Genomic DNA, 14,277 nt, shown 5'->3' with positions numbered 1-14,277 from the left:
CTCCTTTAATTAAACGTTGGTTCAACGATTAAGTTAATTTCTTTCATCAAGTTATAAACCGCAGGATCCGGAGACACAGGCAGTTTGCCCGCTTTCAAAATCGCCGCTTTTGCTGCACGACAAACGTTGGGATCACCACCTTTTGTTTGGCTGCTGATCACAAACCCATCATTCGCTAAACGCACAGAGACAGTACAAGTCTTTCCACGCATAGATTCATCCACTACCAAATTACGTTGAATAGTTGATTTTATCATTGCCTGATACTTACCGACTTCACTCTGCATCTGCTTATTCATGGTTTGCGACAGCGCCGCTTGCTCAGCCGCTAATGCATCAGCCATTTCCTGCTCTTGATCGGCAAGGGCTTTAGCATCCGCTTTAGCTTTAGCATCCGCTTTAGCTTTAGCATCCGCTTTAGCTTTGGCATCTGCTTTAGCTTTGGCATCTGCTTTAGCTTTGGCATCTGCTTTAGCTTTGGCATCTGCCTCCGCTTTAGCTTCCGCATCTGCTTTTTGCTTACGGTCAGTTTCAGCTTTCACTGCAGCAGCTTCTTCAACCTTACGTTTTTCAGCGGCTTTTTGTGCGGCGTCTTCAGCAACCTTACGCTCCTGCTCTTTCAGCTTACGGTCGGCTTCGGCTTTGACCGCCTTTTCCTTTTCCTGCTGCTGTTTCACCTGGGCTAATTTGGTCGCTTCATTGGCTTTTTGAATCTCAATTTCCTGCTGCTTACGTTCTTGCTCTAGCTGTTTAATCTGAGCTTGTTCGCGCTCGCGTGCCTGTTTCGCTTCTTGAGCTTTGCGTTCAAGCTCGGCTTGACGTTCTTGCTCACGGCGTTCGGCATCACGCTTTTCTTGCTTAAGTTTCTCAACTTGATTAGCCACTTTTTGCTGATCAACCATAACCGCTTTGATTGCTGGTGTGCTAACTTGTTGCATAGGCTCAGGTTTGTGAGAAAAATCTATTCCTAACGCCAGAATAATTATCACGCCAATATGAATACCCGCTGAAATTGACAGAGGTAATGTTACATCTGACTTATCTGCCACCTATTTCTCCTTGGGTGAATCCGTCATCAAACCGACTGATGGCACGCCAGCTTGCTGCAGTGTCACCATCAACTGAATCACTTTATCGTAAGGAATATTTCTATCGGCTTTAACCACAACAGGACGCTCAGGTTCAGTCACGATAAGTGCAGCCACTTCCGTTGCCAATTCTTCCAAATCCATAGGCACATTCGTTGAACCGCCTTTATTGAGGAAGTAATCACCGTCACCATCGATAGAAGCAACAATGGGCGGCTTACTGTCATTGGGTAACACTTCTGCCGCCCCTTGAGGCAGCTCAACTTTGACCCCTTGGGTCACTATGGGTGCTGTTACCATAAAAATAATTAACAGCACGAGCATGACATCGATATAAGGCACCACGTTGATTTCAGCAACGGGGCGGCGACGTTTGCGCTGATAAGCTGGTTGCATTATGCCCCTTCCTTCTCACTGTATGCTTGGCGATGCAAAATGCTGGAGAACTCTTCCATAAAGTTTGCGTAAGCCATTTCTAATTTATCGACTTGAGTCGAGAAACGGTTGTACGCAATTACCGCTGGAATTGCAGCAAATAAACCCATAGCCGTTGCAATCAAAGCTTCAGCAATACCGGGCGCAACCATAGCTAAGGTCGCGTTTTCCATCGAACCAATAGCGATAAAAGAATTCATGATCCCCCATACCGTACCAAATAAACCGATATAAGGGCTAGTGGAACCAATCGTTGCTAATAACGGTAAGTTAGCTTCTAACTTTTCCATTTCGCGAGACAAGGTCACACGCATAGCTCGCGATGTACCATCCATGACGGCATCGGGCACTTTGCTATTTAATTTATTCAGGCGTGAATATTCCTTAAAGCCAGTCACAAATAATGACTCTAAACCGCTATTATCTGGACGAGATGATAATTCTTTATACAAACGGTTTAAATCAACACCAGACCAAAATTTGTCTTCAAACTTCGCCGATTTACTTTTTGCGGATGTCAGTAAGCTACGGCGTTGTAAAATCACCGTCCAAGACATCACCGACAAGCAAAGTAAAGTGAACATAACAAATTTCACTAATAAACTGGCTTGTAAAAATAACCCAACAATCGACATATCAGCTTGCACTGTCAAACTCCTGCACAATATTTAAGGGAATAGCTCGGGGACGCATACGTGATAGCGCAACACAAACAACCAGCACTGTGCCTTCACAATAACAGTCTCCCTGTTTATCGACCAAGCGTTGATGAAAGATCAACGAGGCCTTTTTCAACTCTATGACCTTAGTTTCAACAATAAGGTTCTGTTCAAAACGTGCTGCTTTGCGAAAATCGAGTTCCGCACGCTTTACGACAAAAGCAGTGTCGTCGGCTAATAACGCAGTCTGACTCACGCCAAGGGCTTTTAGCCACTCGGTTCGCGCGCGCTCAAAAAAGTTGAGGTAGTTCGAATGATAGACAACGCCACCAGCGTCGGTGTCTTCGTAATAGACTGAAATTGGCCAATGAAACATCATTTGAAAATAAGCAAATTTTGGTTGAAAAATTGACGCTTACTATACCTAGGGAAACAAGACTTGTGAATGACCCGATGAAGATATAGATAGGAATAGCGCGGGTTTCAGATGAATAGGGGCAATTGTAAAAGAGAATGGGGTCAAACGACCCCATTTTATTAACATAGTTAGTTATTTTGCGATAGCTTGTGGCAAGATTAAGCCAAAACTCTGCCACAAGAAACTGTAGATGTCGGCAAATTCGTCGATCTTCATCGCCGTGGGCTTACCCGCTCCATGACCAGCATTTGACTCGATACGCATAATGACTGGTTTATTGCCCTGCTGTTTCTCCTGCAGCATGGCCGCAAACTTGAAACTGTGTAATGGCACAACACGATCATCATGATCCGCAGTCATTACCATAGTCGCAGGATAAGCTTGCGCTTTTACATTGTGATAGGGCGAATAAGCCAATAGCGCAGGGAATTGCTCTGCTTTATCGGCACTGCCGTATTCACTCGTCCAAGCCCAACCAATAGTGAACTTGTGGAAACGCAGCATATCCAACACGCCCACCGCAGGTAATACGGCAGCAAAGAGTTCAGGACGTTGGGTCACAGCAGCGCCCATCAACAGACCACCATTACTGCGGCCATAGGCACCGAGTTTAGAGCTGTTGGTGTATTTTTCGCTGACCAGATACTCAGCAGCAGCAAAATAGTCATCAAACACATTTTGCTTTTTGTCGAACATCCCCGCTTGATGCCAGCTTTCGCCATACTCAGCACCGCCACGTAAACTCGGTACGGCATAAATGCCACCCATGTCTAACCAAGCGATATTGGCAGGGCTAAAACGTGGTGTCATCGAAATGGCAAAACCACCATAGGCATAAAGTAATGTCGGATTTTGACCGTTTTTCACTAAGCCCTTTTTATAGGAGAGCATCATAGGCACACGCGTACCGTCTTTGCTGCTATAGAAAACCTGTTCAGAAACATAGTCATCGGGATTAAACGAGACTTTGGGTTTAGCAATGACGGTTGAACCGCCAGTTTTAAAATCAAACTTATAGGTGGTTTCAGGCTGAATATAACTATTGAACACATAATAGAAATAATCTTTGCTGGCTTTACCAAAAGGCCCTGCCACATTGCCAAGACCAGGCAATGTCACATCTTGACGCTTCTGACCACCCATACTGTAAATCGATAATTGGCCTAACACATCATGTAAATAACTCACCACTAAATGGTCATTAATAATGGCGACATTATTAATCGGATCTTTAGACTCAGGAATAATCGTTTGCCATTGCGATTTATCACTATTGCGGGTGTCAATCGCAATCACTTTACCATTAGGCGCCTCTAAATCGGTTTTGAAATAAAACACTGAACCATCATTACCGAGAAACTCATATTCAGCTTCTAATTTGAGGATCAATTCCACCACTTGGGATTTAGGCTCAAATAACGATTTATAGAAGAAACGATTACGCTTATCCGTACCTTGAGAAATCGACAGTAATAAGTATTCACCTTTCTCAGAGACATCAATACCAAAGCCCCAATCTTTATTCTGTGGACGCTCATAAATCAATAGATCTTGATGTTGGTCTGTGCCTAATTTGTGGTAATACACTTTTTGGTTAAAATTAACGTCAGCTAAGACATCCCCCCCTGCAGGGGCATCATAACGGGCGTAGAACACACCTTGGTTTTCTTTATCCCACACTGCGCTAGAAAATTTAATCCATTTCAGTTCATCGGCCAGTTTCTTACCGGTTGCAATATCAACGAACTGCCATTGTTGCCAATCTGAGCCAGAATTTGAAACGCCATAGGCTAAAATTTTACCGTCATTACTCACTGCCACGCCGGATAAGGCAACAGTGCCATCCGCAGACAGTTTATTTGGGTCAAGAACAGGCTTTTCAACACCATCTAAACCTTTAACATACAAAACCGATTGTGCCTGTAGGCCATCATTGCGGTAGTAAAATTGGTTGTCGCCGTTTTCAAACGGGGCAGAGACTTTTTCGTAATTCCAAAGTTCTGTAATACGTTCGACCACAGCTTGTTTATTGGGGATCTTAGCGAGGTAGGCTTGACCAAAGTCTTGTTGTTCTTTTACCCACTCTTCAGTTTCAGGCGTATTGGCCTCCAGATGACGATAAGGGTCGGCCACTGCAACACCATGAATGGTTTCGACGAGGTCATCTTTTTCAGTGACAGGGTAAACGAGTTTAGTTGCGCTTGCCTGCTCAGTCGAATTTTGCTCAGGTGCATTGCCACTTTGGCAGGCACCGAGTGCCATCCCCAATGTGGCCACTAACAAACCTTGCTTTGCAAGGCGAAATCTTAATACCATCGTGTTGTCGTCCTTCTTATGGTTTCGGGCTTAAGGCCTTTTCAGCAAGTACTATACAAGCAAAAAAAATCATGGCAATGGCGTAACTTAATATGAAGTTTTTTAAGCTGTATCGTGAATTTAACAAAATAGCAGCAAGGATAAGCTTATTGAAGTGTATTATTATGCATTAATAGTGAGTTATAAGTTATTAATCAAGGTAAATAGTGACTTAAGTGATATAAATCACCTTTACACTCATTAGAATTACTAATGTTTACGGGCAATTTTTCTCGTTTGTTTTACAACAGGTTTCCCAATAGAATGTGCTTGTTTTCAGGAGATAACTGCTTGCAGATATCGAAAACAAAGAACTTTTAAACTGGTGTGTTCCCAACACTTCAGTTTCTTTTCTGGTTCTTATGCTTGACTTCCTTCCTTCAATTTGTTGATTGCAAATGCATTATTTTTGCGGCCCGCTTAGTTTAAGCGGGCTTTTTTTTAGCATTTCAAACACAATCCTGATTATTGCAACGGCCAAGTTTTATACATCATCGATATTACTCGTACTTATCCCACTCTCGCTTTCTGCAGTACTTGTTGAGGTGGATATGTCATCACTACAAATTAAAAAATCTCATTATTTTTACCCATACTCGCAAATTGAGCGAATCATTCGATTAAAGTGGCATACTGCCTGAACTCTCCTTCTTTTAAAAACGACAATGCCAAGTCATAAACTTGGCATTGAAAAATACTTAAAACCTAGGTAAAACAAACACTACAAAGGTTTACTGATCCGTATAACAACACGACGGTTACGCGCCCTTTCATCCATATCATCATTGGAAGCCACGTGACGACGCTCACCATGCCCGAATGTGACAATACGATCTTGAGGAATACCACTGGCAACAAAGAACTCTTTTACCGACGCAGCTCGTGTATCCGACACTTTCTGGTTTACTGAACGGCCACCATAACTGTCGGTATACGCATCCACCAGCACTAACTCTACCAAGGGATCATAGGCTAAATATTCTTGCACCCGAGACAGTTGTTGCTGGGAGAAACGAGTTAAATCGGTACCGCCTTCATCGTAATTTAATACAGTAAAAGCAATATCTTCAAAGCTATAGGGCAATAAATGCGCTAGACAAGCTTTAAACTCAGTATATTTACGGCCAAAATTAGCTGAAGACAAACCCACAGCTATCTTATTCGACTCATTATACCAATCAGCATAGTAAAACGTTGGTTCCATACCGCGACTCAACTCTGCCAACATAGACCAAGCTGCGCGCTTAGGCACTTCCCCGTTAAAGTACTTTTGATAATGTAATGAAGTGATCTCTTTCGATACCACACCAGGACGCCACTGCGGCGCGCGGCTAATTAATTTCGCCTGCGTCACTTGATCAGGTTTTACCCACATATCTAAGGTAAAAGTCATATTCTGCTGTTTACCCGCTTCACTGGTAAAAATCGCTTTACCGTAAGAAGGAATATCATGCTCAAGGCGACAGACGATGGGAGTATTTTCACTCACTCGCCACTGGGAATCACTTAAAGAGGCGACATAATGGCGCAACTCTGCCATTGCAGTTGCTGGAACGCATAAAATTGATACTAATATCAGTTTTCGCCACATAGCCTTTACTCATGTTTAATCGGTTACATGGCTTTATCGGCAAACTATTTAGTTCCTTTAGCTCATAAAACCACCAATCAAGCATGACACACCCCAACACATTTAGCATAATAGCGCCCTGTGAATTTTCTTGAGTACTTTATGAGTGACATTTGCGACGCGAACAAATTGAAATACCGATTTCGAGGCTACTTTCCCGTAGTCATTGATGTCGAAACTGCGGGCTTCAACTCTCAAACCGATGCGTTGCTAGAAATTGCCGTCACCCTACTAAAAATGGACAATGAAGGTGTGATAGGAATCGATAAAACCCTACACTTCCACATTGAGCCCTTTGAAGGCGCAAATTTAGAACCCGAAGCGTTAGCATTCAACGGTATTGATCCCACTAATCCGTTACGGGGAGCGGTGAGCGAGAAAGAAGCCTTTTTGGAAATCTTTAAAGCCGTGAAGAAAGCCCAAAAAGCCTCCGACTGCCATCGTAGTATCATAGTGGCGCACAATGCGGCATTCGATCATGGTTTTGTGAGTAAGGCGATAGAACGTTGCGACTTAAAACGCTCGCCGTTTCATCCTTTTGCCACCTTTGACACAGCAACGCTCGCCGGACTCGCCATTGGTCATACCGTACTTGCCAAGGCATGCATTATGGCGGGTATTCCCTTCGATAATAAAGAAGCCCATTCGGCGCTATATGATACCGAACGTACCGCGGAGCTTTTTTGTCATATCGTGAATCGTTGGAAATCATTAGGTGGCTGGCCATTACTGGCTGTGGATGCACAGGATGCAGAAAGCGGTACTGTGGAATAAATTTAACAGTTAACAATAGATCTTAAGCAATGAAAAAACAAAAAAGCTGCCATTGGCAGCTTTTTTCATTTAACAGGCGACTGTGATTAGAAAAGTACTAATTACAGTGAGCTTGCGTTTTCAGACAGGTAAGCAGCAACACCTTCAGTGCTTGCATTCATACCTTTATCGCCTTTTTCCCAGCCAGCAGGACAAACATCACCGTGCTCTTCATGGAATTGCAGTGCATCGATCATACGTAGCATTTCATCAACGTTACGGCCTAATGGCAGATCGTTAACGACTTGGTGACGAACCATGCCTTCTTTGTCGATCAAGAATGAACCACGGAAAGCCACACCCGCTTCTGGATGCTCAACATCGTATGCTTTACAGATTTCATGTTTAACGTCAGCCACTAGCGTGTATTTAACTTGGCCAATACCGCCTTTTTCAACTGGGGTGTTACGCCATGCATTGTGGGTAAACTGAGAATCGATAGACACACCAATCACTTCTACGCCACGCTTAGTGAACTCTTCCATACGGTGATCAAAAGCGATCAACTCTGATGGGCAAACGAAAGTGAAGTCAAGTGGATAGAAGAATACGACGGCTGGTTTGCCTTTGATGGCTGCAGTCAAGTTAAAGCTATCAACGATTTCGCCAGAACCTAATACAGCTGCAGCAGTAAAATCAGGAGCCTGACGGCCTACTAATACGCTCATTTTATATCTCCATCTATGAGTTGAACTAAGTGTAAGGCAAGATGCCTTCTAGCCAGTATGTTCTCAACCTAGGTCAAGTTAAATCCTTACTGATTAAAAGGTGTTCTTACCAATCAAATCCTTAGGCATTATAAGTCGTGTGCTGTGCCTTACAACCTATTTAAGACCAATATCACATTTTTCAAGGGTATTTCCGTTTTGCCTGACTAAGGATAGAGCAATCTGCGTATCCAGTGTGCGGAGCAATCCACATTCAGCTAACAGACAAAACCCAGCATGATCACATTTTCAGATATTTTTCAGATAAGCCCTCGGCAAACTGGACATCCACTGCCTTTGCAGTCGAAAATAGCTCCTTTGGCTTAAAGAATTAAGAAAATTGATAATGAATGCAGTCGTAATTGCAGTGTGCTTAATGTTAGCACTCAGTTTAGCTAGGGTGAATGTGGTTATTGCCCTGACCGTGAGCGCCCTCGTGGCGGGATTGGTAGGCGGAATGGATCTGCACCAAACTATAGATGCCTTTAATACAGGCTTAGGTGGCGGCGCACAAATTGCGCTCAGTTATGCATTATTAGGTGCTTTCGCTGTCGCACTATCGCATTCAGGCTTAACGACGCTGATTTCTAGAAGCATCATTAGTAGCCTTGGACAAGATCCTAATCCCACAAACACTAACTGGGTACGCTGGTTACTGCTGTTATCGCTACTCGTTATGTCGATGGCTTCACAGAATATTTTACCGATCCATATCGCCTTCATTCCGATTTTAGTGCCACCACTCTTACATGTGATGACCAAACTGAACATCGACCGCCGCCTTGTGGCTTGTGTTCTAACCTTCGGCCTAGTCACCACCTATATGATTTTACCGATTGGTTTTGGTGGCATTTTCTTAAATGATATTCTGCTTTCCAACTTAACCAGCAATGGCTTAGCCGCTGCTCGCGAGCAAATTCCGCCAGCCATGTTAATCCCTGCCGCGGGTATGGTCGTAGGGTTACTCACTGCAGTATTCATCAGTTACCGTAAACCTCGGACTTACGACGAGGCAAAAGTGTTGGTCGCTGAACCTGAAGAAAATCTCAACAAACGCAATATCATCATTGCTGCACTGGCGATATTAGCCACTCTCGTCGTACAGCTCGAAACTGACTCTATGATTTTTGGCGCCTTAGTCGGCTTCATGATTTTCAGTTTTTCGGGTGCCTTGAAGCATGTCGCCGACCAAGATATTTTCAACCAAGGTGTGCGCATGATGGCCAATATCGGCTTTATCATGATTTCAGCCGCAGGCTTTGCCGCAGTAGTGAAAGAAACCGGTGAAGTGGGTACGCTTGTGGCCTCGCTTAGTGAGATTATTGGTAACAATAAAGCCCTCGCAGCCTTTTTGATGCTACTGGTTGGTCTACTGATCACTATGGGAATTGGGTCGTCTTTCTCCACCATTCCAATTATCGCGACGATATATGTACCATTGGCATTGAGTTTTGGTTTTTCAGTAGCCGCCACAATCGCGTTAGTCGGCACTGCCGCCGCGCTGGGTGATGCGGGCTCGCCAGCATCAGATTCCACCTTAGGTCCCACTGCAGGTTTGAATGCCGATGGTCAACACGATCACATTCGTGACAGCGTGATCCCAACATTTATCCACTACAATATTCCACTATTAGTGTTTGGTTGGATTGCGGCCATGGTGTTGTAAGTGTTATCGCAGATGTTTATATTACCGTATTAGAAAGTAAAAACAGCGCGGCATTCTCCGCGCTGTTTTTTATCTCGGTATTCACTTTATTGCGGGCAGCAGGTTAACTCACTGATTCACTCGATAACTCACGTAATAATGAACGTAATAATTAACGTGATAATTAAGATGTCGGGTCAAGTTTGCGACTCCCTTGCTTATTCTTTTTATCCTCATATAACGCTTTATCCGCCGCTTGTAGCACTGCCTCAAAGGAAGCATAATCTTGCGAATCAGCTACACCGCAGGAGACTGTCAGCACATTTAAAAACTGCCGCTCTGCGACCGCCTGACGTAAATGTTCAGCCAACAATAAGGCCCGTTCAAAAGTACAATTAGCCAAGATGACGACAAACTCATCACCGCCGGTTCTGATTAACAAATCATTTTCTCGAAATACACTGCGCATCGCATCAACAATTTGCATGATCGCCATATCCCCGAGTTTATGCCCATAGGTATCATTAATGGTTTTGATTTTGTCGCCATCCACGCAGATCACCGCGTAATGCCCCTTAGTTGCGACATCAAACACTGTGGTCTCATAGACTTTCTTATTATAGGTTCGAGTAAAAGCATCCAATAACATCGCTTCACTAAACCGTTGACGCTCAGTACGAAGTTTCCTAAAACGATTGATATTAATTTGAACGAAGAAGATCACGATAGATAACAAAAACCACAGGGGCAAATTCCACACAATGAAACGAAATATACTGATTTTATATGTCAGTGAAGTCATGTTATCTAAATGATTTGTCATCGAATAAAACAAGAACTCCGGCGTCAGTTCAGCCCAAAGGCTATCTGTCGTGATCACCAACTCAGTACCATAATCCGTTTTCTGCAATTCAACATGTTTATTACGCATAAAAACCGACGTCATTAAGGCCGTGTCGGCAATAACATCACCGATGAAATGATTAGGATCATTAGATGATGAAATCGGTGATGCCATCGATAAAATGACTTTCCCACTGACTTCATCTTGATAAGGAATGGATAATACGATTCCATCGGCTAAGGACTCTGGGGTCGCGTCTTTCGCGCAATAGTGCAGACTCTGACAAAACTCATTCGTTGAAGTACGGTCTTTAATCAGCCGCGCTTTTACGTCCTCAGGAATTGGGGTGGCAAAATACATGGCATCACTGCGATAAAGTCCCACATACAGGAATATATCTTCGGCATTGGTCTTTTTACTGGAATAGAGATAATCAAAGTAGCGTAAGACTTGTTCTTCTTCTGCGGAAAGCACTCCCCCTTGCGGCAGCATTAATCTGGAAGGGTCAAGTTGAAAAAGCGCTAAAGAGGATTTATTGAAATCAATAATATCGTGCAGAGATAAGCTTTTACCGAGCAGTTCAATATAACTCGGTGTAAGTTGCTCGTTTTTTACAAAAGACACAAAGGATTTATGCTCTCTATCGATTTTAATCGGTAATAGAATAAGTAGGAGTACGACAAACAAGAGGGTCGCAAATTCAAATGATCGACGCAATAATAACCAGTTGAGAGCCGAATTTCCCATAATTCCTCTTAATCCCTGTTCTACCGACAATGTACCTTGCACAAAACGTAAACTGCGATCAATAACATTGCAAAATAAGCCAATAAAAACAACTTCAATAGATAATTATTATTTAGCTTATTCTAAACTTTAGCAGCTTAAGATAAAGTTGTTATTTCTGTATTGAACAAAAACAAAAAGGGAGCCTAGGCTCCCTTACTGACCACATCCGCTCAATTGAGCATCAGCAACTCAGATTATTTAGCAACTTTGGCTATTTAGTACCAAAGATTTTATCGCCCGCATCACCCAGACCTGGCAGGATATAACCTTTCTCGTTTAAGCATCTATCGATAGCGGCAGTATATAATTCAATATCCGGATGCGCCGCTTCTAAGGCTTTAATGCCTTCAGGCGCAGCCACTAGCACTAAGGCCTTAATTGAAGTACAACCGCGCTTTTTCAATAAATCAACGGTCGCAATCATAGAACCCCCTGTCGCCAACATAGGATCGACAACTAAGGCGATACGCTCGTTCATGTCGCTGGCCAGCTTCTCAAAATAAGGCACTGGCTCAAGGGTCTCTTCATCACGGTAAATACCGACAACTGAGATACGCGCACTTGGAATGTGCTCGAGTACGCCGTCCATCATACCCAAACCCGCACGTAAAATTGGTACAACAGTGACTTTTTTACCTTTGATTTGATCGACTTCAACCGGACCATTCCAGCCTTCAATCGTCACCGTTTCAGTTTCGAAATCTGCGGTAGCTTCATAGGTTAATAAACTACCCACTTCGGCGGCTAGTTCACGGAAACGTTTAGTGCTAATGTCACCTTCGCGCATTAAACCGATTTTGTGACGCACTAAAGGATGTTTAACCTCGACAACTTTCATTTTTCTCTCCTGCTTATTTTTCGGCGTATTATTTTAGGCAAATTTTTCAGATTCTAGTTGATTTGTTTACTAGGTAAAACAGAAAGTTTTGCCATTCGGTCTAATCGTGAGCTATCTCCCAAGAATAATCCCCAATCGTCTAAGATACCTACTGTGATTTACTATTTTGTGACCAAATTCAAGACCTCTAAAAATAGAATATTTCGTATTCAGACCAAAAAAACTCCGCCGAGGGGCATAAATCCAAATCATGACTTTCGACCCCTAGCACAAGCTGGTAGAATACCGCCGCATAAAATCCAATAACGATGTACCCGAGAGGATCCCTCCGTGAGCACACCTACCCCACTGAGCTATAAAGATGCCGGCGTTGATATTGATGCAGGTAATGCACTGGTAAGTAACATTAAAGCAGCCGTTAAACGTACCCGTCGTCCAGAAGTTATGGGCAACTTAGGTGGTTTTGGCGCCCTGTGTGAAATCCCCACTAAATACAAACAACCGGTTTTAGTGTCTGGCACCGACGGTGTTGGGACTAAATTACGTTTAGCTATCGACTATAAAAAACATGACACTGTCGGCATAGACTTAGTCGCCATGTGTGTGAACGATCTGATCGTTCAAGGCGCTGAGCCACTGTTTTTCCTCGATTACTACGCAACAGGCAAGCTCGATGTTGAAACGGCAACGTCCGTTGTCAACGGCATCGGCGAAGGTTGTTTCCAATCTGGTTGTGCGTTAATTGGCGGTGAAACCGCTGAAATGCCAGGCATGTATGAAGGTGAAGATTACGACCTAGCGGGTTTCTGCGTGGGTGTAGTTGAAAAAGCCGACATTATTGACGGTAGCAAAGTGGCAGCGGGTGATGCACTTATTGCATTAGCCTCAAGCGGCCCTCATTCAAATGGTTACTCTTTAGTACGTAAAGTATTAGAAGTGAGCCAAGCAGACCCTCAACAAGATCTCAACGGCAAACCGCTGATTGAACATCTACTTGAGCCAACCAAAATTTACGTAAAATCATTGCTCAAACTGATTGAAGCATCTGATGTCCATGCGATGGCGCACATTACTGGCGGCGGCTTCTGGGAAAACATCCCGCGCGTACTGCCAGATAATTTAAAAGCGGTTATCCAAGGCGATTCATGGCAATGGCCCGCTGTTTTCAGTTGGTTAATGGAAAATGGCAACATTGCAGAATACGAAATGTATCGCACCTTCAACTGTGGCGTCGGCATGTTAGTTGCGCTGCCAGCCGATAAAGTGGATGCAGCACTTGCATTACTGGCTGCAGAAGGCGAACAAGCATGGCTTATCGGTGCTATCGCACATCGTGAAGGCAATGAAGAGCAAGTGGAGATCCTGTAATGCCCCAGAGCTGTCGCGTAGTTGTATTAATTTCCGGAAATGGCAGTAACCTGCAAGCGGTTATCGACGGTTGCGACGATAATCTGCAGGCCGAAGTTGTCGGAGTCATCAGTAATAAACCCGATGCCTATGGCCTAGTGCGCGCCCATCATGGCGAAATTGATACCAGCTGCGTGATAGCTCACCAAGGTGAATCTCGCTCTGAATACGATGCACGTTTAATGACAGTGATTGAAAAGTATCAGCCCGATTTAATCGTGTTGGCGGGATTTATGCGGATCTTAACTGATGATTTAGTGAATCATTACCTAGGTCGCATGATCAATATTCATCCTTCGCTGCTACCTAAATACACTGGCTTAAACACCCATCAACGTGCCATAGACGCGAACGATAGCGAACATGGTGCCAGCGTGCATTTTGTCACGCCAGAGCTGGATGCAGGCCCGGTGATTTTACAGGCCAAAGTGCCTGTTTATGAAGACGATACGGCGGATATGCTCGCCGCCCGCGTGCATGAGCAAGAACATGCCATTTATCCGCTCGTGGTGAAATGGTTTAGCCAGCAACGTCTTAACATGCAAAATGGCCAAGCCTATCTCGATGGCAACCTTATCGGCCCAAGCGGTTACGCGCCCGATTAGTTCCACTTGACAGTAAGTTGTACCAATTAAAAAAATAGAGACCT

13 protein-coding genes are annotated in these 14,277 nt (G+C 43.9%); 4 read left to right on the top strand and 9 right to left on the bottom strand.

Annotation, left to right across the window (positions count from 1 at the left end):
* Positions 1–5 precede the first annotated feature (5 nt).
* The 6 genes from tolA to motY form a co-directional block, all read right to left on the bottom strand.
* Positions 6–1,049, bottom strand: a complete 1,044-nt coding sequence (gene tolA, locus L5M40_RS07420) for a cell envelope integrity protein TolA (protein ID WP_263256469.1) — start codon at positions 1,047–1,049, stop codon at positions 6–8.
* Entirely contained in the window at positions 1,050–1,484 is a 435-nt protein-coding gene (gene tolR, locus L5M40_RS07415) for a protein TolR (RefSeq protein WP_113938780.1), read from the bottom strand.
* A complete protein-coding gene (tolQ, locus tag L5M40_RS07410; RefSeq protein ID WP_028760350.1) occupies positions 1,484–2,170 on the bottom strand; it encodes a protein TolQ in 687 nt (228 codons plus the stop codon). The genes tolR and tolQ overlap by 1 nt, the downstream gene beginning before the upstream one ends.
* Complete coding sequence (gene ybgC / locus L5M40_RS07405) at positions 2,160–2,561, bottom strand: tol-pal system-associated acyl-CoA thioesterase (RefSeq protein ID WP_006081251.1); 402 nt, start codon at positions 2,559–2,561, stop codon at positions 2,160–2,162. Before ybgC ends, tolQ begins: the two co-directional genes overlap by 11 nt.
* A gap of 171 nt (positions 2,562–2,732) precedes the next feature.
* Positions 2,733–4,916: a prolyl oligopeptidase family serine peptidase gene (locus tag L5M40_RS07400; RefSeq protein ID WP_263256467.1), complete on the bottom strand. Its 2,184-nt coding sequence runs from the start codon at positions 4,914–4,916 to the stop codon at positions 2,733–2,735.
* Between the two features lie 760 nt (positions 4,917–5,676).
* Complete coding sequence (gene motY / locus L5M40_RS07395; protein WP_113938782.1) at positions 5,677–6,546, bottom strand: flagellar protein MotY; 870 nt, start codon at positions 6,544–6,546, stop codon at positions 5,677–5,679.
* Between the two features lie 141 nt (positions 6,547–6,687).
* Between motY and rnt the strand changes: the two genes are divergently transcribed.
* A complete protein-coding gene (gene rnt, locus L5M40_RS07390) occupies positions 6,688–7,359 on the top strand; it encodes a ribonuclease T (protein WP_105252848.1) in 672 nt (223 codons plus the stop codon).
* Between the two features lie 101 nt (positions 7,360–7,460).
* On the opposite strand, the gene L5M40_RS07385 is transcribed toward rnt, so the two are convergent.
* On the bottom strand, positions 7,461–8,066 hold the full coding sequence (locus tag L5M40_RS07385; RefSeq protein ID WP_006081247.1) for a peroxiredoxin C: 606 nt from the start codon (positions 8,064–8,066) through the stop codon (positions 7,461–7,463).
* A 385-nt stretch (positions 8,067–8,451) separates the two neighbouring features.
* On the opposite strand from L5M40_RS07385, the gene L5M40_RS07380 reads away from it, so the two are divergent.
* A complete protein-coding gene (locus L5M40_RS07380) occupies positions 8,452–9,771 on the top strand; it encodes a Na+/H+ antiporter family protein (protein WP_028760354.1) in 1,320 nt (439 codons plus the stop codon).
* Between the two features lie 163 nt (positions 9,772–9,934).
* Here the strand turns inward: L5M40_RS07380 and L5M40_RS07375 are convergent, their stop codons facing one another.
* Both L5M40_RS07375 and upp read right to left on the bottom strand, forming a co-directional pair.
* Positions 9,935–11,341, bottom strand: coding sequence for a GGDEF domain-containing protein (locus L5M40_RS07375; protein WP_263256465.1), 1,407 nt, complete (start codon positions 11,339–11,341; stop codon positions 9,935–9,937).
* A gap of 253 nt (positions 11,342–11,594) precedes the next feature.
* The gene (gene upp, locus L5M40_RS07370) at positions 11,595–12,221 is read right to left on the bottom strand and encodes a uracil phosphoribosyltransferase (RefSeq protein ID WP_011789711.1); all 627 of its coding nucleotides are present in this window, start codon (positions 12,219–12,221) and stop codon (positions 11,595–11,597) included.
* Between the two features lie 330 nt (positions 12,222–12,551).
* Here upp and purM point away from each other — a divergent pair, with 330 nt between their 5' ends.
* Complete coding sequence (purM, locus tag L5M40_RS07365) at positions 12,552–13,589, top strand: phosphoribosylformylglycinamidine cyclo-ligase (protein WP_113938786.1); 1,038 nt, start codon at positions 12,552–12,554, stop codon at positions 13,587–13,589.
* A complete protein-coding gene (purN, locus tag L5M40_RS07360) occupies positions 13,589–14,233 on the top strand; it encodes a phosphoribosylglycinamide formyltransferase (protein ID WP_263256464.1) in 645 nt (214 codons plus the stop codon). Before purM ends, purN begins: the two co-directional genes overlap by 1 nt.
* Positions 14,234–14,277 lie beyond the last annotated feature (44 nt).

Origin of the sequence: Shewanella sp. SM68 (assembly GCF_025653925.1) — a bacterium.
Taxonomy (GTDB): domain Bacteria; phylum Pseudomonadota; class Gammaproteobacteria; order Enterobacterales; family Shewanellaceae; genus Shewanella; species Shewanella oncorhynchi.
This window is presented reverse-complemented; position numbering and strand designations above follow the sequence as displayed.

What these genes read in the sequence shown, in the direction of transcription:
- L5M40_RS07375 (WP_263256465.1), bottom strand. Translation starts at nt 11,341, where the DNA reads ATGGGAAATTCGGCTCTCAACTGGTTATTATTGCGTCGATCATTTGAA.
- motY (WP_113938782.1), bottom strand. Translation starts at nt 6,546, where the DNA reads ATGTGGCGAAAACTGATATTAGTATCAATTTTATGCGTTCCAGCAACT.
- rnt (WP_105252848.1), top strand. Translation starts at nt 6,688, where the DNA reads ATGAGTGACATTTGCGACGCGAACAAATTGAAATACCGATTTCGAGGC.
- L5M40_RS07385 (WP_006081247.1), bottom strand. Translation starts at nt 8,066, where the DNA reads ATGAGCGTATTAGTAGGCCGTCAGGCTCCTGATTTTACTGCTGCAGCT.
- purN (WP_263256464.1), top strand. Translation starts at nt 13,589, where the DNA reads ATGCCCCAGAGCTGTCGCGTAGTTGTATTAATTTCCGGAAATGGCAGT.
- ybgC (WP_006081251.1), bottom strand. Translation starts at nt 2,561, where the DNA reads ATGATGTTTCATTGGCCAATTTCAGTCTATTACGAAGACACCGACGCT.
- upp (WP_011789711.1), bottom strand. Translation starts at nt 12,221, where the DNA reads ATGAAAGTTGTCGAGGTTAAACATCCTTTAGTGCGTCACAAAATCGGT.
- tolR (WP_113938780.1), bottom strand. Translation starts at nt 1,484, where the DNA reads ATGCAACCAGCTTATCAGCGCAAACGTCGCCGCCCCGTTGCTGAAATC.
- L5M40_RS07380 (WP_028760354.1), top strand. Translation starts at nt 8,452, where the DNA reads ATGAATGCAGTCGTAATTGCAGTGTGCTTAATGTTAGCACTCAGTTTA.
- L5M40_RS07400 (WP_263256467.1), bottom strand. Translation starts at nt 4,916, where the DNA reads ATGGTATTAAGATTTCGCCTTGCAAAGCAAGGTTTGTTAGTGGCCACA.